The following is a 24,881-nucleotide window of genomic DNA, read 5'->3' on the forward strand; positions in this document are numbered from 1 at the left end:
CATGGCGCGCGCCCACGAGATGCTGACCGTCCATTCCGGCGACGTGAAACTCGCCGTCTATGTCAGCGGCCCGCGTCGCGCGCCGCCGCTGATCCTCGTGCACGGCTATCCCGATTCGGCGGCCGTGTGGGCGCCGATCCGCGCGCGGCTCGCGAAGCGCTACCGCGTGATCGCCTACGACGTGCGCGGCGCCGGCGCGTCCGATGCGCCGCGCCGCCGCGCGGACTACGCGCTCGCGCGGCTCGCCGACGACCTGAAGGCCGTCGCCGACGCGACCTGCGGCAACCGGCCGTTCCATCTCGTCGGCCACGACTGGGGGTCGATCCAGTGCTGGGAGGCCGTGACCGATCCTGCGTTCCGCGGCCGGATCGCGTCGTATACGTCGATCTCCGGCCCGTGCCTCGACCACGTGTTCCGCGCGAAGATGCGGCTCAAGCAAAGCCTGAAGTCGTGGTATATCGCGTTCTTCCACCTGCCGGTCGTGCCGTCGCTGGTCTGGCGGCTCGGCGGCGCTGCGCTGTGGCCGCGCTGGCTGCAGTTGACCGAGCGCGTGCGGCCGGAGCGCGATCCCGCGCAGTTGAAGAACGCGCTGAACGGGTTGCAGCTCTACCGCGCGAATTTCCTGGCGCGGGCGAGAAAGCCGCGCGAGCGGTATGCGCAGGCGCCGGTGCAAATCCTCGTGCCGGTGCGCGACCGCTACGTGACGCCCGAGATGTCGGTCGATCTCGACCGCTGGCTCGGCGAGCACGTGCGCGAGGAAATCGACGGCGCGCACTGGGTCGTGGTGCGCAATCCGGAGTTGATCGCGGCGCGGATCGACCGGTTTGCGGCGGCGCATGAAAGGCCGGCGGTTGCGGCAGCGCCAGCGGCAGCGCGAGCCGCGGTTCAGCGCAACGTCGGCAGGCGTCTGAACAGCGTTACGTAGTCGATCACGAGCCCGTCGGTGTCGATGTCCATCTCCGCCGTGAAATACTTGATCCGGCCACATGGCAACCCGAATATCGGGAAGCTGCTGCCATTTCGGTAGGAGCTTCAGCTTGGCCAGCATTTCCTCAAAGGTGAGCGTGGGTTTCAGGTCGGACATCAGTTCGTCATCTCCAGCATGAGGTCTGGCTGGGTAAAGGCGTTGGGCCAATAGCGCACCACGGTATTGCCAAGCCGGTTACGGGCTTCCAGGCGGAGGTAGCCGTTGCCAACCTTGATCGCGATTTTCTCGGGATCGTCGAAAGCGCTCTCGGTCATCAGACCAAAGACCACCTTCCGGGTCACCTGATAGGCACCGATCTGTGGTGAAGAGCGGGGTCAGGTTTACGTCCTGCTCGGCCGCCGGGTCGGAAGTTAGCCCGCCCCCGTTCTTGAAATGCGGCTCGCCGTGAGGGCTGTCTGGCCTCGTGTCACTCCACCAGCCATCCGGCCTCGCCTTCGACCAGGGTACCGCCATGGCTGGTGGTATCGCCCTGGCGCGCCACCGGCTGGCCTTCGATCTCCGTGCCGCTCGAGCCGGTTTGAATCACCGCGCCGCAACTGATGAGGTCGCCCACACGTGCCACAGCTCGGCCGTTGATGGCGGCCGACTTGGCGCCGCTGACGACGGTGCCGTCGCCATGGATAGGACAGCTATGTCGGTGACCGACGAGTACGACAGGTCGCATATCAATCTCTTTATGGTTAGGACTACTGGTTCATCACGATGTGACTATGCGTCGGAAGTAAGCCAAACCCAGTTCGTTGAGGATCGGTGGATATCCATGGGCGTCATGGCGCGGTGCGCGACTCGCGGTCCATGGCGGGCGGCCATTCCACCTTGGGCGCCAGCCGCAGTGCCAGGTTGTAGGGCGGCACGTCGTTGACGTCGCGCGAATCGACTTCGCTGGGATTCAGTCCGCAGCATCCGTGCTGCATATAGGCGCACACATAGGCCCATACGTTGCTGGTGTTGCCGGCACGCGAACTCAGCTCGAAGCGGTCGATAACGTCATGGGTCCCGGGCTTGACCACGGCGATGGAGACGCCCTCCTTGATGATCAGGGCGCCGTTGGCGGTCGCCCCGCGCACCTTCCATTGCTCCGCGCGCAGGTCGTCCCAATCGTAGCTCGCCGTGGTGACGTACCAGCGGGTGAAGGGATTCCACCATACGTAGTGAAAGCCGTAGACGTAGACCTTGCGGCGGGCACGGTTGAAGCGTATGGGTAGATCGCGAGGAGGAGCAACATCAGCACGAATGGCAAATAGCATTGCCCATATACATAAAGAAGTGGTAATTATCGCGAAGAGCGAACCAAATATAGCTTGCCCATCAGCATGAAATAGTGGGGCAGAAATCGCACGAGCCATATTCTTTAAGCTTAGGACTAGCCAAATTGCAGGAAATACTGAAAGACACAACATAATCCCTCGCATGCCTAACGTATTGCGTGGCAATTCCAAGCATATGGAGTTGAGAGATGTGGGCGCGAACCAACGCAAGGCCGGTGCTTCTTCGATCGGATCGTTAGGTGCAGGCAGGTCGCGCTGCCAACCAGTACATGGTGGGGCGAGCTTCGGATTACCCATTACGCCACCTCCGTCAGGGTGACTTCGGCGAAACCGATTTCGTCGCTCTTATCTGGCCAGTAAGTGATCTTTAGTGTGGCTGACTGAATGCCGTGAATGGGTTCCAGTTCGTAGCGGCCGCTGAGTACCGGACTACTCTTGGTAGGTTGGCTTTCCTTCACTAGGGCGTAATCCGGCCGGGCGATGGCCGTTGGCTTGACCGGATTGCCGTCGTCGTTCACATGGATCGAAGCTATAACTTGCGTGCTAATTGTCGGTGCACGTCGGCCGTCCCGACCCAAGCCAAAGCGTTGCACCTCCAGGGTAAAACGGTAGCGCGAGTAGGCGGGGTCGTAGCCAGGCACCACTATGCGATAGACGAGGTCGGTACCCGCCCCCACGCCCCCCGTATTCTTCAACACTTCAATGTCGGCCGTAAGCATGGCGCTGTTATCCATCAAGCGCGGGGCACGTTCGAATCCAATGGCGACCTCCATGCCCAGCACCGCCGCGTTGAGTGCGGCAATGGCGCTGTTCATGGTCCTCGCGATTTCGACAGGTCCATCAGTAGGCTTGACGTCCCAACGTCGGTGTTTGTCACCACTGCCGAAATGGCTGTACCTGGCCCAAAGTTCAAGCGAAGTGGATTCCTGGCTTTTGGCGATTTGCACCACGACAAAGGCAGCGAGGCCCAAGACGACCCCAACACCTAGTGCTCCCATGAGGACTCCTGCTCCAATTGCCCCGTAGAAACTTGCAATACCACCGGCAATTGAAAGACCGGCGGCAAATTGGTAGCTAGTTTCTGCGTTGCTATCACCAACTTTTTCGACTCGTGCTGCCGCCGCCATATTCGCAGCCCCATCCGCAATCCCCCCCAACGCCGCAATCACGCCCCTCGCCCTCATCATCTTCTCGCCCATCCCCACCACCTTGGCCAGCCGCGGCGTATCCACGGCCCCCCAGCGCCGAGCGAAGTCTTGCGCCGCGTCAGCCGGCACCTTGATGGCCATGCCAGCCCCTTCCACGCCCGCCCCCATCAGCCCGACCGCGGCGCCGTAGAAGGCGGCAACCACCTCCGAATGACGGTCGCCGATCTTGGCGTCCAGGTCGGCGAGCGAGCTTTTCAGGCTGTCGTGCAGGAAGTACAGGCTGATGAGGGACAGGCCACCGTCGACGCCCGTGACCGACAGGCGCTTGAGGCCGGCCAGGCTGCTGCCGGCGAAGCGACGCGCGCTGGCGCCGGTGACCTGAAGGCCCTTCAGCACGTTTTGGGCCGCAGGCTCCAGGTTCTTGAGGCCCGCCTTGATCTGACGCAGGGCGGCCTTGGCCTCGTGCTGGGCATCGCGGCCCAGGACGCCAGCTGCCCGCTTGACGTCGCGGCCCGCTGCGCCAATGTCACGCTGCATACAGGTGAGGCGCTGCTTGACCTCCTCGGCCGTGCCATGCGTCCACACCGTGACATCGATCAGTACGTTGCGCAGCGCGCTGTCGGGGATGGCGATCAGGCCGCTGAAGACCATCGCGCGCACGCGCCGGGCGGCGGTGCCCTCGGCCGCCTCGGTGATGCTGCGCAACTCTTTGGCAATCAGGTTGAAGCACTCGCCCACCGTGAGTTGCACCTTGACCTGAGTGAGCCGTGCGTTGCTGTACAGCCAGCCCGCACCGACATAGAGATAATCGAGGGCAGCCTTGACGCCTTGTCCTAGCTGCTTGTCCAGCCGACCGGCTGCGCTGTGCATGGCGACCAGCAGATGATCGGCGGCGTCCACCGTGGCGCGCTCGCGCCAGCGCGCCACCTCGTCGCTGCCGACAAGGCCCTTGAGGGTATCGAAGTACTTTTTGCCCGCGTCGTTCGGCATGGCGCCTGCGCCCAGCAATGGCGCAAACGCCCGATACAGGCTGGTCTGCTGGCCTTGCAGCGCGATATAGGCGGGGCTGAGCGGATCGGTCAGCAACTGCTGCCACACTTTGCCGCTCGGCCCGAGCACTTCGGCCGCGTGCGCTTGGCCCGGCGTTGCTGGCGGCGGCGGAGCTGGCATGGCGTCGGTCACGCCGCCGGCCAGGCAGTCCGCCACGGTCCTCAAGCGACAGCCGACCGAGCGCGCTACGACATCCGTGTAGTCCAGCGCGACGATCCGCTTCCAGGCGGCACTGTCGATCTGCGTCGCCCAGTCTGTCGCGTACGCATCGATGCGTTGCTGGAACTGGGCCTGGGCATCGTCGTACAGCCGCTGGAACGCGGCCCGTCCGTCCGCGCCTCCCTCCCGGTAGCGCTCTTCCAGGCGCTTGACCCTGCTGCGGGTCTTGCCCTTGACGATATCCGCACGCTCTTCGGCCGGATCGCGGAAGACGGGCGGCGCCCCCATTTCGCTGTGACACCAGAACTCTGTATTGTCCGCCGTCTCCGCATCCACGCGCTGCGCGATCAGCGCTTTGATGCCCAGCAGAGCCTGTGAGGTCAGGAACTTGTATCGCCGGCTGGGTAGCTCGGCCCAGCGTTGCATAGCCGTGCGTACGGACAAACGCAGATTGTCGAGTTCGTGGGCCATGCCAACGGGATCGGACAGGATCACGCCGGCGACGCCTTGCGCCACCCCTTCCTGCTTCTCGAGGATGCGCAGATAGTCGCGCATTGCCTGCAAACGGTCTTGCCGCGGATACCAGCCGTGCACGCTGCCGAAATCGTCCGTGCCACTGGCGTACTCGGCCACGTGCGCCGCCAGGGCATGGGCGTGCTCGAGTGCGAGCGCGTGCCCCTTGGCGGTAGGGTCGGCCTTGACCGCGGCCAGCTCGATCTCGACGAAACGCTGGCGGTAGTCGGCTGGTAGCGCCGTGCCATCGGTGCGCTTGCCGGTCTTGTAGGCATCGAGCACGGCGCTTGGCCATGGGTCTTGCGCAAAGGCAATCCACGCCGTGCGATGCGCACGCGTGTCGAGGCGCAGGAACGAGGCGCGCAGGTCGTGCCCCGCGTCGAGACACTGCTTGGAAAGCGGCGCGGGTCGACTGCGCGGCATCTCATACGGGTTGAATTGCCGCAGGAAGCCTTCGGGTGTGACTTGGTAGGCTTGCCACTGTTTTCTATCGAGCAAGACGTACACGTAGCCTTCGCGGAGCGTGCGCAGCGACGATTGGATGGATGCATCGCTGGGTGGATCGATTTTCGTCAGGGACTGGTGTGTGGGAATCACCGCCTTGCGCAGCAGCAAGAGAGGCAGGCCGGTTCGCTCGCAGGTGCGGCAAACACCCGGCGCCGCAGGACAGGTTTCCGCCACGGCGGTACTCAAACGTTGGCTGGTACTACTCATGTTGCGCTCCATGCCGCGTCAAGTTCGTCGGCGATGTGCTGCCACATCGCGTCGGTCCAGCGGTCGAAGTCATCCGACAGAGGGGTGTTGCCGCACGCGGCCCGTTCGATGCTGGCCCGCACTTGGGGATGCTCATGCAGCCGCGGGTGGATTCGCAGGCTATGGAGTCCCAGAATCAAGATGTCGCGATGGTCACGCAGGCCCAGCGTGTGGGCCGCCCGGACAGCACGGTAAGCCACGGCGGTAACCTGCTGGGGTGTGAGCTCAGCGCCCGGGTTTCGGAGATGGGCGTTGTCGAACGATGCTTCGCGCACGCGTTGCCACGCGGCCTGGATATCGGCGATCAAGGGAGCCGAGCGCTGGGCGAACCAGGTGTGTTCGGAGTCGTTGGTGGAGTGGTGGTCAGGCTTGCCTTCGAGCAACGTTATGCTGGCTCCGCTCAAACAAATCAACCAGTGGCGCAGCGGCCAGAGGCTGCCCGCCATGCGACACGCGGCCCACAATTCCATCCGAATTGGTTCAAAGAGGGGAATAAAACCCCGACCTTCGGGACCGGACGCATAGCGGCATAGCGACAGGATATGCGCGGCCACTTCCTCGGGCGTCAACGGGGCGGCAATCAGGCCGCAGACATAGCGCTTGCGATAATAAGTATCACGGCGCATGGCGGCTTCGATCTGGGACAGCAGGGAACGCTCCGCCTCTTCTCCCGGCTGCGCCAAGGTGAGCAAGACAGGGCACGCTCCGGGGCTATGTGCAAGATCGACACGCAGCACGCGAATGCATGCCTCGCTGCCGAGTCGTTCGCGCAGCGAATCGACATGCAGCGGGTCGTCTGCATCGCACTCGGCCAGCGGATCGAGCAGGAGACAGAGGTAGTCTTCCTTGTGGCGCTGTTCGGTGGCAAACCGATACAGGAGATCGTGATTCATCGCTGTTTTTCCACGCAATCGGCCAATAGGCCCTTGATGGGGGCGCCGTCGAAAGCCAGGCCGTTACCGGCACCTCCACTATCCTGCGTGAGCGGCCCCTTCAAACGAATCGCCACGACATCCAGCGTGATCCCACCGCCGTCGATGCGCACGGTACCGCCCGGGCCTTTGACTTCCAAGACCTCGGCAGCATGGATTTCATAGACCTTGGTGCGATGCCGAATGGCCTGCCCGGCCTCCAGCTCGGCATGGCCCTGCACGCGCTGTTCCAGATGCCCGCCGATGTCTGCGGTATGGTTGGCCGCCGTTTTGTCGCGACGATGGTTGCCATTCTCTTCGGTGCGGTCCTTGCCCGTGTGGATGGTGTGGTTGCGGCCGATGGTCAGGAAGTCGTCCTGCCCGATGTCGTGGCGACGGTCCTGACCTATGGTGACCTGCTCGTCGTGGCCAACGGTTTCTTTGCGGTCGTTGCCGATGGCGATGGTTTCGTCGTGCTCGACCTGCTCGCCGCGGTCGTTGCCGACGAAGGTGGTTTCGTCGTGGTTGACGTGGATGTTCTGATCGCGCTGCGCGTGGACGTAGATTTCCTCCTGATCGGCCTCGTCCTCGAAGCGCAGTTCGTTGTAGCCCTCGCCCTTGTGCGTCTGGCTTTTGATCGTCATCCGCGTCTTGTGTCGCGGCAGTTCGTACGGCGGCAACTGCAGGCGGTTGTAGACCCGCCCGATGATGATCGGCTGGTCCGGATCGCCATCCAAGTTGCTCACGATCACTTCCTGCCCGATGCGCGGGATGGCCATATGCCCCCACGTCGCGCCAGCCCAATTCTGCGCCACGCGAATCCAGCACGAGCTATGCTCGTCGTGCTTGCCCTCGCGATCCCACGGGAACTGCACCTTCACCCGGCCGTACTCGTCGGTGTAGATCTCTTCGCCTTCGGGGCCGACCACCGTCGCCGGCTGCGGGCCGTCGATGCGTGGGCGCGGCAGCGGCTCGGCACGCCATTCGGCATCGTCAGGCACCAGCACCGCTTCGTAGCCGTAGTGCGTGCCCTGCTGCGCATCGGCGCTCTCCTCCGCCTGGCTGGTGGTCTGCTCGCCGTGATGGACGAGGCTGACCGGGCGCCAGCCGCGGTTCATGTCGTCGCGCGGGTGGCCGGTGAGGTCGAACGCGATGCCGGGTTGCAGACGCGCATCGTCGCCGCTCACACTGGCCATACGCGCATCGCGGCGGTGGCCGCGCAGGCGGTCCTGCGTAAAGGCCTTGCCGCTGGCTTCATGCTTGTAGCGGCCCGGGTAGTCGTAGCGCGCGTAGCCGCGCCCTTGGTGATCGAGATTGGTGCCCTCGCGTGGGTATTCGTGCGGGTAGCGTGGGCTCTTGAAGGTGTAGTCGCGCTGCACCTGGCGCGCGGTGCGCACGTTCTCGGTGTAGGCAAACGTGCGCAGACTCGGCTCGGGCTGGTCACCACCGGGCATGGGGTTGTACCGCACCGGCTCGCCCTGCTGCCGGCCGAAGATAAACAGGCGATCGCAGTGGATCAGGTGGTGACTGTCGGCCTTGTGCTGGAATGCGTAGAAGAAGCCCTCTTCGCGCAAGACGCGCTCGATGAAGTCGTAGTCGGTGTCGCCCGCCTGCACGCAGTACTCGCGCGCAAGGTGCTCGGCGGTCGCGCGCTGCTCGTAATCCAGCGTCTGGTGATGCGCCTTGAGCACGGCCTGCGCAATCTCTGGAACGCTCAGCGTCTGGAAGATGCGCCAATCCGACGACAGCTTCAGGCGCGCTAAGCGCGGCTCGACCACGGCCGAATAGCGAGTGCGTCGAAAGCCCGTGTCGCCTTGCACGAAACTCGACACCGCGCCGTGGACATAGCGCACGGGCAAGCCGCCCTGCCAAATCGTGAGCAGGCCATTGCGGTCGAGCACCTGACCGAAGTCGATGGCGGGATTCGCGCTGGCGAGCTCCACTTGCAACAGGAAGGTCTCGGACAAGTCTTCGTGCAGTGTGAACTCCACCACTTCGAATGACTCGTCGCCGGCGGCGAAGGTAAAGCGCAGGTCGGATTGCGTGGGCATAGTTAAGCTCCCTGCCAAGACAAGCCTATCTCGTCATGCGGCGACGGATAGGCGGTCACGAGTGAAGTCCACCGCACAAACCAGCTCGGAACTGTCGCCAACCCGGCCAATCTCATTTGGATACCTATGTATTTACTACGCTTCCCTTCGGAACAACTGCTCGTGTCAGCGATATGGGAACACTCTACTTTTGCCGTGCGATTTGTGCTCATCGTCTTGCAGGTCATTCGGCACGCTGTTCCACACGGACACGTTCAGCAGAGCTGACCCTCCAGTCTGTCTCGCTTCAGTGAGCAACGCGATCGCCATCCTTCGAGAGTCGTCGATGGCGCTTGGCAGTGCGCGATAGACGTCCAGTAGCGATGGTCAGCCACTGAGACGCTCACGTCTATGGGACTAATCTGAAAATCGATTGCCATACAAAGCGAAGCACTGTCCAACGGCAAATCAGCCTGTAGCAGGCGTTTGCGTAGGGCAGTTGAGCCTGAATCGAGAAAATCGTCGTGGGAACTGACTGTCGACAGGCGGCAGGCTATCGGGGATGGTTGATCATCTGTCGGATGATCATCGACTTGCACGAAACAAGAATACGCACCGCCAAACAAATGCGAGCCATACTCGAAGACACAGAGACATCGGATTTTGTGCCTGCAACCAGCGCCCACGCGCGTTGTGCATGGAGCACCTCGGTGTTAGGTCGGCTGCATTATTGCCAGATGACGCGCCCCCAATCGGGGCTGGTACTGTGCTATCTGCGGTGCTTCTGCGGCTTTAGCCGCGTACGTCAACCGGCGTGTGCCGTCGCTGGTTCAGCCGTCGCGAACGCCGCGGTTCAGCGCCCCGTCGGCGCCGGCAGGCGTCTGAACAGCGTTTCGTAGTCGATCACGAGCCCGTCGGCGTCGATGTCCAGCTCCGCCGTGAAATTCCGGAAGATGCCTTCGTAGCGGTAGCGCCGGTCGGGCTCGATGCACGCGTACGCCTGCTTGACCGGCATGACGGTCAGGTCCGGCGTCGAGATGTATGCGACGTCGATCGGCCGCCGCTCGCCGCGCGCGAGACCGAGGCGGCCGATCGGCAGCGAATTCGTGAATGGCGTCGCCGCGATGTCGATGTCGACGCAGCCATCCAGTTCCGGCAGCGCACGGCCTGAACCGTCGCGCCAGTGCCCGTCGCCGTCGCCGCGCAGTTCGAGCGTGCCGCCGCCCATCACCTTGAGCACCGCGGACGTCACGCGCCAGCGCGGATCGCACTGGACGCGATACGCGAGCCCGTACGCGCGGCCGTACCGCTGGCCGACCACCGCGCTTTCTACGACGATGCCGCCGCCACCCCGGTCGAACGTCAGATGTTCGACTCCGTCGCCTTCGAGCGACGCCCAACGCACCTCGCGCATTCTTTCGCCTCCCGGTTGGTCCGATGCAGGGCATCGTCGCACCAATCGCCGATCGAAGACGTAAGCCACGACGCGTGCTTGCGCCCAAAGAGCCGGTCATTACCCGAATTCGCTGCCAACACCAACAATCCGCCCGAAAACACCAATGCAGCAGTCCCGCGGGCATCGCCATTCCCCAATTCGGGGCATCAATCACAAATCCCGAGTATCCAGAATTCCCTATTCCGGTGCATGAGATTGTGTCCTATGCTCGCGGCTCGTCCTGTTCCACCGCCGCCATGCCTACCGCCCGCCCCGCTTCGCCGTCGATCGACCTGCGCATCCTGCTGCGCAGCATCGGACAGATCGTGCTGCAGGCGAACGCGTTCACCGGCGCGACGCTGGTTGCCGCACTCGCGCTGACCGACCTGCGGCTCGCGTGCGCGGCGCTGGTCGGCGCGGCCGCCGCCAACCTGACCGCGGCGCTGACCGGCGCGGCGCGCCGCGACGTCGAACAGGGTTTGCACGGCTTCAACGGCGCGCTCGCCGCGCTGGTGGCCGTGATCTTTTCCCCCGCGCCGCTCGCCGCGCTCGCGCTGGTGCCGCTCGCCGCAATCGGCGCCGCGCTCGTGCAGCGTGCGATGCGCACCCCGCTCGCGAAATGGCGCCAGTGCCCGTATTCGAGCCCATGCCTGACGGCCACCGCGCTGTGGCTGCCGTTTGTCGCGGTGCAACATGCGAGCGGCAGCACCAGCGGGGCAACACCCACGCTCGAATCGTTCGCCCCCGCACTGCTCTCGGGCGTTGCGCAGACCACCTTCGCGCAAGGCGCGTGGGCCGGCGCGCTGATCGTCGCCGGCATCGCGGCCGCATCCCGCCGGGCAACCGCGTTCGCACTCGGCGGCGCGATCGTGTCGACCGTGTTGCTGGTCGCGCTCGGCGCGAGCGGCGCCGCGTTCGCCGACGGCCTGCTAGGCTTCAACGGCGCGCTCGCCGCACTCGCGCTGATGCCGCGCGGCGCACGCGCGGCGCTCGCGGCCGCCGCGCTGGCCGCGCTGATCCAGTGGCTCGCGATGCACGCGGGTGTCCCCGCGCTCACGGCCCCGTTCGCGCTCGCGTCGTGGATCACGGTGGCCGTCGCGCGCCGCTTTACCCTCGGAGAATCCGATGTCGTCATTCGCACACCGTCCTGACACCGTGAAGCCCGGCGGCCCGATCTCGGACGCCGAGCGCCGGTTGCGCGTCGATCTCGCCGCCGCCTATCGCCTCGTCGCGCTGAACGGCTGGGACGACCTAATCTACACGCATCTTTCCGCGATGGTGCCCGGCGAGCCCGGCCACTTCCTGATCAACCCGTTCGGCCTGACGTTCGACGAGGTCCGCGCGTCGAACCTCGTGAAGATCGACCTGGCCGGCAACCGGATCGGCGACAGTGAGCACCCGGTCAACGTGACGGGCTTCGCGCTGCACGCGGCCGTGCATGCCGCCCGTGCCGACGCCGTCTGCGTGATGCATCTGCACAATACGGCCGGCATCGCCGTATCGATCCAGCGCGACGGGCTGCTGCCCGCGTCGCAGCACGCACTGCGCTTTCATGGCGACCTCGCGTACCACGACTACGAGGCGCTCGCGTTCTCGCCGGCCGAAGGCGCGCGGCTGACCGCCAGCCTCGGCGCAAAATCCGCGATGCTGCTGCGCAACCACGGTACGCTGACGGTCGGCCGGACCGTCGCCGAGGCGTATGTGCTGATGGATACGCTGATCAAGGCCTGCGACATCCAGGTGCGCGCGCAGGCAGGCGGCGGGCCGCTCGTGCTGCCCGAGCCGGCAGTGGCCGACCGCACCGCCGAACAACTGCGCGACAGCGGCGCGATCGAGGGCGAACTGGAATGGCCAGCGCTGCTGCGCCGGCTCGACCGGATCGATCCGTCGTATCGCGATTGATTTCGCATCCCTGGCCGCGATCGCGGCCGAACCCAACATACTCAACCGGAGCATCTGCCATGCCGACTTTCAATATCCAGCTCTTCGAAGGCCGCACCGCCGAACAGAAGCGCGAATTCGTCGAAGCAATCACGCGTGTCACGTGCGAAACGCTCGGCTGCGAGCCAGGCTCGGTCGACATCATCCTCACCGACGTAAAGAAGGAGAACTGGGCGACGGCAGGGAAGCTGTGGAGCGACGCCCAGTAAGGCTTTGGAGGATTTTTACGGACGCCGCAAACCTTACAATCCAATAATCGTCCAAAATCATGACGTCCTGACCTTCACTTCCATCCACTCGCGACCGCGGCTGTCGCGGTATAGCGCGGTCATTTCTGCCGACTTGTGACCGAGCAATGCCTGCGCGCATTCCGCCCCGTATTGTTCGGTGTACAGGCGCGCGGCCAGTGACCGGAGTTCGTGGAACGTTACGGGAGTTCGCCCTGCCTCGACGGAGATTTCAGCCTGATCGCGGTACTCGGCAAACTTGGTGCTGATCCACGCAAGCGACGGCGTATCGCCCGGCTTCGTCACGCTAATCGTCCGGACGAGATGGATCATGTTCTGGCTAATAACGTTGTCACGGCACCTGCGGATAACCTCTTCCAGAGACACGCCTACCCGAACACCACTACCACGAACATTTGAGGCCCGCATGGAATTCCATTTGACCGTCATCGAGCCCTTCGGCGGCGACGAGAACGGCGACGAGATGACAGATCCGGAGACGGTCGCCGAGGTCCTCGACGGCGAGAACCAGCATCACGTCGTCAAGCGCATCGCCGAATATCCAAACGGGCAAGCTGGCGGTGATGGCGCATACGCCGGACGTGGCGGAATGGGCGCAAGCTGGCCTTTCGGCGGCGGCGGCGGCGGTCGAGCATCAACCGTTACGATTTCCGCACAAAACGGTACGGCCGCTACAGGCTACGGTACAGGTGGTGGTGGTCGCGGTTCATACGGAAATAGTGGCGCACAAGCGGCCGGTGCGGGCGGTACGGGTTACGCGGAATTTGAATGGTGATCGCGATGGCAAATTACGCGACGGTAAAAAGCGGTACCGTCAACAACATCATTGTGTGAAATGGAGATACTTCGCAATGGCAGCCGCCAGCAGGCAGCCAAGCCATTGCGATACCGGTCGGGGAAATTGTTGGGATCGGCTATACATACGATGGCGCGGCCTTCAGTGCGCCAGTCGCGCCGGTACGATTCCTAGATGTGTTCCGGTGGAATGAAACGTGGATTGCGCCAGGCTTGCACCCCATCCACGATCAGTTCGGGTCTCCAGTTCTTGACTTGGTAGAAGGCGGGGCGCTCCATCTCGATCAACCAGCCACTGGGCGTCAGAATGTCGTACAGCCGCCCTTCAATGTGCTTCGAGTGAGTCCCGATCAGCACGTAGGCCACCTTCTCGTTCAGGATCGGGAGGCACGATTCGATCAAGTCGGCTTCGCCGCCCTGGATATCGATGTGCAAGAGATCGATTCGATCTCGGTCGCCGATCGCCGTAGCAAGAGAGATCATCGGCAGTAAATCATGGCTTCCGCTAGCGACTGCCCGATCTTGCTGCTCTTGTGTAGCGTTGAAGACTGGCTCAAGCCCCCAGGCTTGACCATCGTATTCCGGACGAGGAAAAAGGGCGGTACCTCCGGTAGATGCCGCAATGCCGCGATATATCGTGTATTCGTCCGGTGAAAACCCGTTGCGTGGCAACGCTTCGCGGGCGAATTCGGCATGCCCTTCGTCACCCTCTATGCCGATAACATGCACCTTACGCCCGGTGCGCTTCGCCGCCACACCAGTGTTATTCATCCAGCAACCCCAAGCACAGCCCAGCTCGATCATGGTGAACGTGCCGGGGCGGGACAACTCCACTGCGTGCAACGCAGAAGCCCATTCCGCGATGTCGGCGTGCCAGTTGGCTGGCAGAGGGAAATGGTCCAGCTTGCCGCCTTGATCTGCTAGGAAGGGGAGAATCTTGGGATCCACCAGCACGCCAAGCCAGTTCGTCTGAAATCCCGGTGTGGGCTTTCGGTCATGTACTTCGTGACGGCGCATGCATTCGAGCGCGTCGAAGTTGGCGTAATAGGCGAAGAAAGGCGTGCCGCGCGTGGCCTCTATCTGTTGCTCCAGACCGAGAATCTGTTCTTCGGCACTATGAGCCCGCGCTTCGGCATTGCGAACTCGTTCTTCGGCCTTTTGGAGTGCCGCGGCCAATTCGTTACGGTTGTCGTGCAACCTACGAATCGGGCCGATCGAACGGCCAAGGCTTTTCATCAAGGTCATGCCGTTTTACTCCTGCGCAGCGCGCGGTCGTATGTCATTGGGATCACCGTGACAAGCGAGCCTACCAGAATTTCATTACAGGCACTTGCTGCGCCATCCACGTGACAAGCGCGGCCAATCGCATCTTCATAGTTACCTCATTTGGAATCGGCCCGACCGGGCCGAGAGAATCCGCCAATTGGCGGGATGACATTAAGCCGTCTCGCGCGGCTTTTCTTTTTTATTCCGGGGCCGAATTGGAAGCCGACAAGATGAGCTCCATGCCCGACGAGCAGTTCCGACAGCACGTCGTCAACCGGCTGAACGCTCAGGATGAGGCGATCGCCGAAAACACCGCGGTAACGAAGAAGGTCGCCGAAGTCACGGCATTCATGCGCGAGGCATGGAAAGACGGCATCGCGACGGTGCGTTTTTTTGTCGGCTTGCTGCGGCGTGGCGGTTTCTTTTGACGCAGATCGTCGTGCCGGTTGGGTTGCCGGGCTTGTTCGTCTACGCGCTGGTCTATTACTCGAGCCACGGCTCCATGCCTAGCTGGATTGAGGCTGGATACAAGTTGCTGAAGGTGCTGCTGTGAATCTCACTCCACACAGCATCGCCGCCGGCACTGGGTGTACGTTGCTTCGTGCGTCGCAATGGCTTCAGCCGCTGCAAGCTACCCTTTCCCAAACTTGCGCGACCATGCGCTGGCGCGCGTCATTGATGCTTTGGCGGCGTGACAGGTCATCAGTTGTATTCCGGCGATACAGCCTATTGGTCGTTCCGCCGCACCCCTCCCCCTCTCGCCATTGGTGACGATCAATCAGTCTTGCGGCCGTTGCTGCCGGTCGCGCCGACGGTCGGATTGTTGACACTTCCGCCGCCCGTGCCGAACGGCTCCGCGCTCATGGTTGACGAGCCCGTAACCACCATATCCGCCCACGTGCGCCCGCCGACCCTGCTAGCCGATCCGGTCGGCAATGGTTGACGCTCCCATCAAAGCGCTCCCTCGATCATCTTCATGATGAATGGCGCCTGCGATGATGATGCGCCCGGCCCGTACTGGAACATCCGGTAGATGTCGCGCAAACAGGCGCGAAGCTTTGCGTTTTCCCGCTCGTAGTCCATCCCACGGTCCCGCACCAAAGCGCATCTCCAGCCAACCGATAGGTTGTGCGCCCACCGCGAGCACGACACTCGTCGGCCATCATATCGTCCAAAACACGCATGTATCTTGTTGATTCTATTGCGCCACTGCGCTCCACTATTGGACATTAATCGGACATAACAAATAGGCAATAAGTGACTGATTTTATTGGCGCAACAGGTGTTTCGGCAAACATTCTCCTCACCGACGTAAAGAAGGAGAACTGGGCGACGGCAGGGAAACCGTGGAGCGACGAGCGCTGAGCGTCACATCCGGCGATGCTTGAGCGCCCGCCTGCATCGCACTGATTCATCGCCCGCAGCGCCCGCCCGGCGCCGCCGCAGGTGGCTTCCTGCTCCGCCTGCCGTTGTGCACCCGCACATCGCGTTGTCACGCAATCGGCGCATATAATGCGGCACAGACGCAGCAGCCAATGGCCACCCGACCAGGAGACCGCCATGGAAGCGAAGAACGAGGAAGTCGTCGCACACCTGCTCTCCGATGTCGTCGAATTCGCGCGCGGGCGCCTGCCCGAAGCCACGTTCCGGATCGTCGAACCATTCCTGCGTCATTACTACGATTTCGTCGACGCGGATGATCTGCAGAGTCGCGGCATCGCCGACCTGTACGGCGCCGCGATGGCGCACTGGCAGACCGCCCAGAAGTTCGTGCCCGGCAGCGAGCGGCTGCGCGTGTACAACCCGATCCTCGAACAGCACGGCTGGCACTCGGACCACACGGTCATCGAGATCGTCAACGACGACATGCCGTTCCTCGTCGACTCGGTGACGATGGCCGTCAACCGCCTCGGGCTCGCGCTGCACTCGGCACTGCACCCGGTGTTCCGCATCTGGCGCGGCAGCCACGGCAGCATCGAGCGCGTCGACGCCGGCGGCGCGACGCCCGGCGACGGCCAGTCGCAGCTCGCGTCGTTCATCCACTTCGAAGTCGACCGCTGCGGCGACGCCGCGCTGCTCGACACGCTGCGCGACGACATTGCGCGCGTGCTCCGCGACGTGCGTGCATCGGTCGAGGACTGGCCGAAGATCGTCGACATCGCGCGCGCAACGATCAAGGACATGAAAGCCCGCGAATCGACCGCGGAAGACATCGAGGCGCGCGCATTCCTCGAATGGATGGCCGCCGACCACTTCACGTTCCTCGGCCAGCGCGACTACTCGCTCGTGTCGGACGGCACCGGCTTCGGCCTGCGCGGCGTCGAAGGCTCGGGCTTCGGCCTGCTGCGCGAATCGCTGCGCCCGCCCGGCGCACCCGACGTGACGCCGCTGCCGCCGGCCGCCGCCGAGATCATCACCGGCCCTTGGCCGATCTTCCTGACGAAAGCGAACTCGCGCGCAACCGTGCACCGGCCCGGCTACCTCGACTACGTCGGCGTGAAACTGGTCGGCGCCGACGGCAAGGTGATCGGCGAGCGCCGCTTCATCGGGCTCTACACGTCGACCGCGTACATGGTGTCGAGCGCCGAGATCCCGATCGTGCGCCGCAAGTGCGCGAACATCGTGCGGCGCGCGGGCTTTCTGCCGAAGGGGCATCTCGGCAAGTCGCTCGTGACGGTGCTCGAAACCTATCCGCGCGACGAGCTGTTCCAGGCCGACGAAGACCAGCTCTACGACATCGCACTCGGCATCCTGCGCTTGCAGGAACACCAGCGCACACGCCTGTTCGTGCGGCGCGACCGCTTCGACCGCTTCGTGTCGTGTCTCGCATTCGTGCCGCGCGACAAGTACAACACCGACCTGCGCCGGCGCATCGCGAAGCTGCTCGTCGACGCGTACAACGGCGTGAACGTCGAATTCACGCCGCTGCTGTCGGAATCGGCGATCGCGCGGATTCATTTCGTCGTCCATGCAGAACCGGGCACGATGCCCGACGTCGATACGCGCGAGCTCGAAACGCGGCTCGTGCAGGTCACGCGCCGCTGGCAGGACGATCTCGCGGACGCGCTGCTCGACGCCTTCGGCGAAGAGCAAGGCAACCGCCTGCTGCAGCGCTATGCGGACTCGTTCCCGGCCGGCTATCGCGACGACTATCCGGCGCGCACGGCCGTGCGCGACATCGAGCTGATCGAGCGCGTGAAGGAGTCGGGCCAGCTCGCGATGAACCTGTACCGCCCGATCGAGGCCGAGGCGCGCGCGTTCCGCTTCAAGGTGTATCGCGCGTGCGACCCGATCGCGCTGTCGCGCAGCTTGCCGATGCTCGAGCATCTCGGCGTGCGCGTCGACGAGGAACGGCCGTACCGGATCCAGGCGCAGGATGGCGCGCATGCGTGGGTGCACGACTTCGGCCTTGAACTTGCCGACGATACCGAGTTCGACATCGAGCGCGTGAAGGGCCTGTTCGAGGACGCGTTCGACCGGATCTGGAGCGGCCGGATCGAGAACGACGACTTCAACCGCCTCGTGCTGCGCGCGCACCTGAGCGCGCGCGAGGTCACGATCCTGCGCGCGTATGCGAAATACCTGCGGCAAGTCGGCTCGACGTTCAGCGATGCGTACATCGAGCGCGCGCTGACCGGCAACCCGGCGATTGCGCGGCAGCTCGTCGAACTGTTCCTGCTGCGCTTCGACCCGGCCACCGGCGGCGCGCGCGACGTGCAGGCCGAACGCCTGCTGAAGGCGATCGAGACGGCCCTCGACCAGGTGCCGAACCTCGACGAGGACCGCATCCTGCGCCAGTTCCTCGGCGTGATCAACGCGACCGAACGCACCAACTATTTCCTGCACGACGGGAACGGCGAATCGAAGCCGTACCTGTCGTTCAAGTTCAATCCGGCCAAGGTGCCGGGCCTGCCCGAACCGAAGCCGATGTTCGAGATCTGGGTGTACTCGCCGCGCGTCGAGGGCGTGCACCTGCGCGGCGGCCGCGTCGCACGCGGCGGCCTGCGCTGGTCCGATCGCCGCGAGGATTTCCGCACCGAGGTGCTCGGGCTGATGAAGGCGCAGATGGTGAAGAACGTCGTGATCGTGCCGGTGGGCTCGAAAGGCGGCTTCGTCGTGAAGAACCCGCCGCCGCCGAGCGATCGCGAAGCGTGGATGCGCGAAGGCATCGCGTGCTACCAGACGTTCCTGCGCGGCCTGCTCGACCTGACCGACAACCTCGCCGGCAACGCGATCGTGCCGCCGCCCGACGTGGTGCGGCACGACCCGGACGACCCGTATCTCGTGGTCGCGGCCGACAAGGGCACCGCCACCTTCTCCGACTACGCGAACGCGATCTCGCACGAATACGGCTTCTGGCTCGACGACGCGTTCGCGTCCGGCGGCTCGGTCGGCTACGACCACAAGAAGATGGCGATCACGGCGCGCGGCGCGTGGGAATCGGTGAAGCGGCACTTCCGCGAGATGGGCGTCGATACGCAGACGACCGACTTCACCGTGGTCGGCGTCGGCGACATGTCGGGCGACGTGTTCGGCAACGGGATGCTGTTGTCGCCGCATATCCGGCTCGTCGCGGCGTTCGACCACCGCCACGTGTTCCTCGACCCGAACCCCGACCCGGCGGCGAGCTTCGCGGAGCGCCAGCGGATGTTCGCGCTCGAACGCTCGAGCTGGGCCGATTACGACACGACCGCGATCTCGGCGGGCGGCGGCGTCTACCCGCGCACCGCGAAGACGATCCCGCTGTCGCCGGCCGTGCAGGCCACGCTCGGCATCGACGCGCAAGCGTTGCCGCCGACCGAGCTGATCCGCGCGATCCTGCAGGCGCCGGTCGACCTGCTGTACAACGGCGGCATCGGCACCTACGTGAAGGCCGCGCACGAAACCCACCTCCAGGTCGGCGACCGTGCGAACGACGCGGTGCGCGTGAACGGCGCGGACCTGCGCTGCAAGGTCGTCGGCGAAGGCGGCAACCTCGGCTGCACGCAATTCGGCCGGATCGAGTTCGCACAGCGCGGCGGGCGCATCAACACCGACGCGATCGACAACTCGGCCGGCGTCGATTGTTCCGATCACGAAGTCAACATCAAGATCCTGCTCGGGCTCGTCGTCACCGACGGCGAGATGACCGAGAAGCAGCGCAACGCCCTGCTCGCGGAAATGACCGACGAGGTCGGGCTGCTCGTGCTGCGCGACAACTACTACCAGACGCAGGCGCTGTCGATCGCGGGCCGCTACAGCGTCGAGCTGCTCGACGCCGAGGCGCGCCTGATGCGCTGGCTCGAGCGCGCGGGCCGCCTGAACCGCGTGATCGAGTTCCTGCCGACCGACGACGACATCGCCGAACGGCAAGCCGCGAAACAGGGCCTCACGTCGCCGGAGCGCGCGGTGCTGCTCGCGTACAGCAAGATGTGGCTCTACGACGCGCTGCTCGAAACCGACGTGCCCGAGGATCCGCTCGTCGCCGCGATGCTCGTCGACTATTTCCCGAAGCCGCTGCAACAGCGCTTCAGCGAACCGATGCACCGCCACCCGCTGCGCCGCGAGATTCTCGCGACGCACCTGACCAACGCGCTCGTCAACCGGGTCGGCTGCGCGTTCGTGCATCGGTTGATGGAGGAAACCGACGCAAAGCCGGGCGACATCGTGCGCGCATGCATCATGGCGCGCGACGTGTTCGATCTCGATGCGGTGTGGCGCGACATCGACGCGCTCGACAACCGTGTCGCCGACGACGTGCAGGCGCGCATGTTCGTCGACGTCGCGCGGCTGCTGGAGCGCGCGGCGCTGTGGTTCCTGCGGCATCTGCAGGCGGGCGCGGTGGCCGACGACGGCGTCGCCGGATTGATCGCGCGCTGCCGCGACGCGGTGCAGCGCATCGCTCCGCAATTGCCGTCGCTGCTGCCGGCCTGCGATCTCGAAGCGCTGTCCGAGCGGCAGCGCGTGCTGGTCGACGCCGGCGTCGACAGCGCGCTCGCGGTGCGCGTCGCCAGCGGCGACATCTCGGCCGCGCTGCTCGACATCGCCGAAGTGGCCACGACCTGCGATCGCAGCCTTGAACTGGTTGCAGGCGTCTACTTCTCGCTCGGCACGCTACTGAACTACGGATGGATCGGCGAACGCGCGGCATCGCTGCCGACCCCGACGCACTGGGACATGCTGGCGCGCGCGGCCGCGCTCGCGGAAGTCGCGCGGCTCAAGCGCACGCTCGCCACCAGCGCGCTCGCGGAATCGGCCGATTCGACGGCGCCCGACACGATCGTCCACGCGTGGCGCGAACGCCGCGACGCCGCGCTGCAGCGCTACGAGCACCTGCTCGCCGACCTGCGCGCGTCGGGCGGCGCCAGCCTCGCGGTGCTGCTCGTGATCGTGCGCGAGATGGCCGTGCTCGAACGCGCGTAACGGGTGCCGCCGGCGTCACACCGTCGCGACCAGCAGTTCTTCCGCGTTGTTCGGCGGACGCAGGCCATCGGTACGATCGGCGAAGTAGCGGCGCGTGAGATCCGCGGCCGACACATGCTCGGCCTGCGCAAAGCCCGCTTCGGTCGCGAGCGCGCGGATCTCCGCCGGCATGAAGAAGCTGATGAACGGCGTGCCGCTCGCGCGCGCGCCCTTCGCCGCCAACTCGAGCCCCGGGCGCACGTCCGGATCGGCATGTTCCAGCGGCAGCAGGAAGGTCATCGCGAACGTCGAGCCCGGCGCGAGCGACGCGACTTCACGCAAGGCCGCCGCGTTCGCTGCATGCGTCAGGTACATGCTGACGCCGGTAGACACCACGACCGCCGGCTTGCCCGCGTCGAACCCCGCGCGCACGAGCGCGTCGCGCCACGACTGCTGCGCCTCGAAATCGACCGGCACGAACCGCAGCCAATCCGGCACGCCGAAACCGAGCGCGGCCAGGCGACGGCGCTTCCACGCCTGCGGCGCGGGCGGATCGACTTCGAAGACGGTCAGGCGCGCCGCCATCTCCGGCCGGCGCTGCACGAAACTGTCGAGGCCCGCGCCGAGGATCACGTACTGGCTCACGCCCCGCGCGGTCTGCTCGACGACGAGATCCTCGATGAAGCGCGCCCGCGCGACGATCGACGCGCGAAACGGCCGCGTGAACTGCGGATCCATGTCGCCGCGCTGCTGCCAGCCCGGCTCCGGCGCGAGCAGGCGCAGGCCGACTTCGTCGGCGAGCACGTGCGGCGGCGCATCGAGTTCGACGTGCAGCGCGCGCCACAGCGCGACGCGCGCGGCGGTGCTGTCGGGGGCGTCCGGATGGAGGTCGGTCATCGCCGCGGCCTCACGCGTTCGGCTTGCCCGGCGCCGGGAAGAACTTCACCGACTTGCCCCGGTTGCGCGTCGCCAGGAACACGGCTTCGATTCGCTCGGATGACATGTCACTCCTCCTTGGTGGACGGCCCGCCCCCCGGTTGCGGCGCGGCCAGGTACGCGCGCAATGCGTCGGCCACCCGCGCGGACAAGGACTGCTCCGTTTCGATGGCGCGATGCTTGACCTGCCGGATCAGGCTCAGCGGCAGGTACACGTTGAATTGCTTCACTTCTTCGTCGGACATGGGGCTAGCATGCTAGCAATCCAGCGGAAGTCAATCTTAAAGTCAGATGAGTCGGGAGTAATTGCGGAGCGATTGCGGAAAACTACCCGAGCCACACATGAGTCATCTTGCAACGCAACCCGCTTTCCGCCCGCTCTAACAGGTCGTTGAATTACTGTCCGGGCGGACGTATTTTCCCTTCCGTCGTTCGCGGCGATCACCGCGAAGCGTTCGATTTCGGCTCACTCGCCCGATTTCAATGCGAATGGATCAACGTTGGGGAATTCCCAGTGTCCATTCCGGTCCCTCAGGCGCTCTGCGGGCGCAACGCGGCCAATGATCTCACCCGCGTCAGGTTATAGGCCACCATCGTCAGGGCCAGCAACGGGTCCACTTTATCGAGACCGCGAACCATGACCTGTCGAAGTGGGCCTATCGTCTTGCACCAGCCGAAGCACTGCTCAATGCATTTCCGTTTGCGCTGGCTCAGCGCGTAACCCAAGTGCACGCGTCGTGCGTTTGTCGATCGAGCTGCCGCCTGAGGCTAGCCCAATTTCTGCGCCGTTTCCACCGTCGCGTTGAAAAGCTCCGTCACCGCGTCGAATTCCAGAAGCCGATCCCGGTTCTTGCTGAACACCGAGTGGTTCCACACCGCATCCTCGATCGACAGGCCTACGAACCACCGGAACAGCAGATTGCACGAGATCTGCTCGACCAGTTACCGCTCGCTGCGGATGCGCCTGCGGAACAAATTCCTCTAGCCTCACCGTGCTGAACTACGATTCGTCGTAACCGTCCGCGCCTCGCATCTGCCGGCTCTTCCTTAATCTCGGCAATCTACATCGTGCAAGATGGACCGAGGTATTGCAACGGCCTGTTAACCACCCAGCATCATCTCGTCTCAACGTGAATTTGATGTTGCTGGTCTTCGGATATCTTGAATCGTGACCTGGATAGGATTTCATCGCCGAAATCCCTCATGAGAAGCCGCTTCAACATGTCGATGAAACGAAGCGCCACGTTACATCCTGCGCGTTGATCTTTGGGAACGGCATGTTATGAGCAAACGTCTGCTTGCCTATCGGCAACTCCAGGCATTCCCATGTGCCGGGCCACGGACAGAGTTCGCCGGAACGCTTTTTCCAGCCGGGCTCGTCCAGCCAGGACTGGAGATCGGCTTTGGATTGCAGTTCCTGGAATCGACGCTCTTCCTCTTCTTTGGGAAGATGGCTAGAGTAGGAGCGGTAGGCCAATAGAATTTCTCCTGTCTCGCCGTCACGGTCGACAAGGACATAAAAACGCTTTCCTTCTAGTAGCGTGTAGAACGTGTAGTAATCGACAGGGATCTTGGGTTTGTCGTCCCCATAGTCTCTGAATCCACTGGCGAGATAGACGGTCTGTGGCCTGGGATCGAAGCTGGAGCCAAGACCGATGTCGTCAACCGAGGACGGCACTTTTGGAAGAAAATCTGCCGGAAATATTTCACCTCTGAGGGCCATGACCATATTGATTTGGAGACTCTCCACCTGCTCATCGGGAAATGGAGGTGGAGAAATCCTCCTCATTGATGTATCGGCATACAGTGTTCCTTCCGGATAGTAAATCCTATCTTCGTCTCCGACAGGGATACGCCGATACATACCATTGGCGAACCACTGAGTGGCATCGAATAGCGGCTCCTCTTCGGATACTCGCATCATGATCTTTTCGTTCATCGCACTCCCTCCGCTCACTGTCCAGCTCAAGGCAAAAGCCGCCAGCACCATCACCACAATTAACGCTGCCGTTCTTTTTTTCATGCGCGCGCTTTTGGTCTGAAAGTACGAAGCCCCATGGGTAACCCTTCTGGCGTACTACCCGACCTGACCGGATTCACGGCCCCCAGCGGGTCCAGGGGCAAACCGATGTCCGCAGCGCTTTCGTAGTTGCCGCGCTTCTTCATATGTTCTGCCAACTTAAATTCCCGATCGGTGTATGGTCTAACGGGTGCCTTGGGCGGCGGCTCCCCTGGAATTTCATTCATCGGCCCCTTTCCCAGTGCCACTGTCCGTTTCCGGTAGGCGGCCATCTGACGGTGGTAGGCTTCGACCTCGCGCCTATATTCATCAATTTTCGGCAGCGTCTTCTTTGCTGCAATGAGTTCCTCCCGGGTCCCATAGGTTTCGTCATAGTTGGACCTTCGAGGAAAGGCCCGTACTTCGACATCGCCCGCATCAGCCATGATCTGCGCGAGGCTCTCTTCGTATCTGGGGTCTTCCCCGGGATCGAGTTTTGTGCCGATGTCGTGTCCAAGCCCAGTACGGCAGGCGTATGAGAATATGGTTGCATCATCATCGAACGCCAACGGCACCAGCATGCACGCCTGATTCATCCCGTAGCGGATTTGCCAGGACTCGCCGACGTCGTATCCGAATTCGATGCTATGCACGAGGCCGTGCGAGAAGATATCCAGTTGCTTGATCAACCGTCTCTTGCCCCGACGAGCTGCAATGAATGTGACGAGATCGGCAACATCATTCAGTTCTCGATAACTGGCGCAATAGTCAACCTCCACAATTTTCTTAAGCTCGTCGAGAAGCTTCCGAGGATAATCCTTCACAAAAATCAGGAAAACACGCTGTCTCGCATAGTCCGAAGTCCCCTCCGGATATTGTCGCAACTGCCGTATCCCCTGATTGATGAACATCATTCTGTTGCCTTTCCTGGCACGAACATAGAACGCCGGGGCAGAGCAACCAACCACCGTTACATAATCCAGATCGGCAATCGCCCCCACTTCCGTCGTCGGGTTATCCGGACCGGTCCGACTTTGCTTTTGTTGTTCCATGGCGGACC

General features: G+C 63.6%; 23 protein-coding genes and 2 pseudogenes. 8 read left to right on the plus strand and 17 right to left on the minus strand.

Annotation, left to right across the window (positions count from 1 at the left end; translation table 11 throughout):
- Position 1 precedes the first annotated feature (1 nt).
- Entirely contained in the window at positions 2-925 is a 924-nt protein-coding gene (locus tag PI86_RS08575; protein WP_039320968.1) for an alpha/beta fold hydrolase, read from the plus strand.
- Here the strand turns inward: PI86_RS08575 and PI86_RS17705 are convergent.
- From PI86_RS17705 to PI86_RS08605, 8 genes and pseudogenes are all read right to left on the minus strand, one after another.
- Positions 886-984: pseudogene (locus tag PI86_RS17705) on the minus strand (putative glycolipid-binding domain-containing protein); the annotation flags it as partial. The gene PI86_RS08575 and the pseudogene PI86_RS17705 sit on opposite strands and share 40 nt — an antisense overlap.
- Before the next feature lie 99 nt (positions 985-1,083).
- Positions 1,084-1,269, minus strand: a complete 186-nt coding sequence (locus tag PI86_RS17010) for a hypothetical protein (protein ID WP_152608068.1) — start codon at positions 1,267-1,269, stop codon at positions 1,084-1,086.
- A 125-nt stretch (positions 1,270-1,394) separates the two neighbouring features.
- Positions 1,395-1,652 carry a PAAR domain-containing protein gene (locus PI86_RS08580; protein ID WP_039320970.1) on the minus strand — a complete coding sequence of 86 codons (258 nt, stop codon included), beginning with the start codon at positions 1,650-1,652 and terminating at the stop codon, positions 1,395-1,397.
- Positions 1,653-1,755: 103 nt separating this feature from the next.
- Positions 1,756-2,322 (minus strand): DUF6708 domain-containing protein, encoded by a 567-nt coding sequence (locus tag PI86_RS08585; protein ID WP_326929227.1) that lies wholly within the window; start codon positions 2,320-2,322, stop codon positions 1,756-1,758.
- A 230-nt stretch (positions 2,323-2,552) separates the two neighbouring features.
- Positions 2,553-5,840, minus strand: a complete 3,288-nt coding sequence (locus PI86_RS08590; RefSeq protein ID WP_039320972.1) for a T6SS effector BTH_I2691 family protein — start codon at positions 5,838-5,840, stop codon at positions 2,553-2,555.
- On the minus strand, positions 5,837-6,772 hold the full coding sequence (locus PI86_RS08595) for a hypothetical protein (protein ID WP_039320975.1): 936 nt from the start codon (positions 6,770-6,772) through the stop codon (positions 5,837-5,839). Before PI86_RS08595 ends, PI86_RS08590 begins: the two co-directional genes overlap by 4 nt.
- Entirely contained in the window at positions 6,769-8,841 is a 2,073-nt protein-coding gene (locus PI86_RS08600) for a type VI secretion system Vgr family protein (protein ID WP_039320977.1), read from the minus strand. Before PI86_RS08600 ends, PI86_RS08595 begins: the two co-directional genes overlap by 4 nt.
- An 832-nt stretch (positions 8,842-9,673) precedes the next feature.
- A complete protein-coding gene (locus PI86_RS08605; protein ID WP_039320979.1) occupies positions 9,674-10,234 on the minus strand; it encodes a putative glycolipid-binding domain-containing protein in 561 nt (186 codons plus the stop codon).
- Between the two features lie 278 nt (positions 10,235-10,512).
- Here PI86_RS08605 and PI86_RS08610 point away from each other — a divergent pair, with 278 nt between their 5' ends.
- Genes PI86_RS08610 through PI86_RS08620 form a run of 3 tightly spaced genes read left to right on the plus strand, consistent with a single transcriptional unit; the run spans position 10,513 to position 12,405 of the window.
- Entirely contained in the window at positions 10,513-11,406 is an 894-nt protein-coding gene (locus PI86_RS08610) for an urea transporter (protein ID WP_039320982.1), read from the plus strand.
- Positions 11,381-12,157, plus strand: coding sequence for a class II aldolase/adducin family protein (locus PI86_RS08615; RefSeq protein WP_039320983.1), 777 nt, complete (start codon positions 11,381-11,383; stop codon positions 12,155-12,157). Before PI86_RS08610 ends, PI86_RS08615 begins: the two co-directional genes overlap by 26 nt.
- 59 nt (positions 12,158-12,216) lie before the next feature.
- Positions 12,217-12,405, plus strand: coding sequence for a 4-oxalocrotonate tautomerase (locus PI86_RS08620; RefSeq protein WP_039320984.1), 189 nt, complete (start codon positions 12,217-12,219; stop codon positions 12,403-12,405).
- A gap of 57 nt (positions 12,406-12,462) precedes the next feature.
- On the opposite strand, the gene PI86_RS08625 is transcribed toward PI86_RS08620, so the two are convergent.
- Positions 12,463-12,873, minus strand: coding sequence for a tyrosine-type recombinase/integrase (locus PI86_RS08625; protein WP_082012181.1), 411 nt, complete (start codon positions 12,871-12,873; stop codon positions 12,463-12,465).
- Between PI86_RS08625 and PI86_RS17545 the strand changes: the two genes are divergently transcribed.
- Positions 12,851-13,219, plus strand: a complete 369-nt coding sequence (locus tag PI86_RS17545; protein ID WP_200885189.1) for a hypothetical protein — start codon at positions 12,851-12,853, stop codon at positions 13,217-13,219. The two genes, PI86_RS08625 and PI86_RS17545, sit on opposite strands and share 23 nt — an antisense overlap.
- Before the next feature lie 191 nt (positions 13,220-13,410).
- On the opposite strand, the gene PI86_RS08630 is transcribed toward PI86_RS17545, so the two are convergent.
- Complete coding sequence (locus PI86_RS08630) at positions 13,411-14,484, minus strand: FkbM family methyltransferase (protein WP_039320986.1); 1,074 nt, start codon at positions 14,482-14,484, stop codon at positions 13,411-13,413.
- 251 nt (positions 14,485-14,735) lie between these two features.
- On the opposite strand from PI86_RS08630, the gene PI86_RS08635 reads away from it, so the two are divergent.
- Positions 14,736-14,933: a hypothetical protein gene (locus PI86_RS08635; RefSeq protein WP_152608069.1), complete on the plus strand. Its 198-nt coding sequence runs from the start codon at positions 14,736-14,738 to the stop codon at positions 14,931-14,933.
- A complete protein-coding gene (locus PI86_RS17860; RefSeq protein WP_268745896.1) occupies positions 14,930-15,058 on the plus strand; it encodes a hypothetical protein in 129 nt (42 codons plus the stop codon). The genes PI86_RS08635 and PI86_RS17860 overlap by 4 nt, the downstream gene beginning before the upstream one ends.
- Positions 15,059-15,456: 398 nt before the next feature.
- On the opposite strand, the gene PI86_RS17865 is transcribed toward PI86_RS17860, so the two are convergent.
- Positions 15,457-15,588, minus strand: a complete 132-nt coding sequence (locus tag PI86_RS17865) for a hypothetical protein (protein WP_268745897.1) — start codon at positions 15,586-15,588, stop codon at positions 15,457-15,459.
- Positions 15,589-16,065: 477 nt separating this feature from the next.
- Between PI86_RS17865 and PI86_RS08640 the strand changes: the two genes are divergently transcribed.
- Positions 16,066-20,907 carry an NAD-glutamate dehydrogenase gene (locus PI86_RS08640; RefSeq protein ID WP_039320993.1) on the plus strand — a complete coding sequence of 1,614 codons (4,842 nt, stop codon included), beginning with the start codon at positions 16,066-16,068 and terminating at the stop codon, positions 20,905-20,907.
- Positions 20,908-20,922: 15 nt separating this feature from the next.
- Here the strand turns inward: PI86_RS08640 and PI86_RS08645 are convergent, their stop codons facing one another.
- The 6 genes and pseudogenes from PI86_RS08645 to PI86_RS08665 form a co-directional block, all read right to left on the minus strand.
- Positions 20,923-21,783 carry a class I SAM-dependent methyltransferase gene (locus PI86_RS08645; RefSeq protein ID WP_014898952.1) on the minus strand — a complete coding sequence of 287 codons (861 nt, stop codon included), beginning with the start codon at positions 21,781-21,783 and terminating at the stop codon, positions 20,923-20,925.
- Positions 21,784-21,890: 107 nt separating this feature from the next.
- Positions 21,891-22,067 carry a ribbon-helix-helix protein, CopG family gene (locus tag PI86_RS08650; protein ID WP_039320994.1) on the minus strand — a complete coding sequence of 59 codons (177 nt, stop codon included), beginning with the start codon at positions 22,065-22,067 and terminating at the stop codon, positions 21,891-21,893.
- A 286-nt stretch (positions 22,068-22,353) separates the two neighbouring features.
- Positions 22,354-22,554: a transposase gene (locus tag PI86_RS17940; RefSeq protein WP_052319398.1), complete on the minus strand. Its 201-nt coding sequence runs from the start codon at positions 22,552-22,554 to the stop codon at positions 22,354-22,356.
- Positions 22,555-22,593: 39 nt separating this feature from the next.
- Positions 22,594-22,764, minus strand: a pseudogene (locus PI86_RS17945) (transposase); the annotation flags it as partial.
- 274 nt (positions 22,765-23,038) lie between these two features.
- A complete protein-coding gene (locus PI86_RS08660) occupies positions 23,039-23,845 on the minus strand; it encodes a hypothetical protein (protein ID WP_152608070.1) in 807 nt (268 codons plus the stop codon).
- Positions 23,842-24,873: a hypothetical protein gene (locus PI86_RS08665; protein ID WP_152608071.1), complete on the minus strand. Its 1,032-nt coding sequence runs from the start codon at positions 24,871-24,873 to the stop codon at positions 23,842-23,844. The genes PI86_RS08660 and PI86_RS08665 overlap by 4 nt, the downstream gene beginning before the upstream one ends.
- Positions 24,874-24,881: the final 8 nt, after the last annotated feature.

This window comes from Burkholderia sp. A9 (assembly GCF_000801975.1).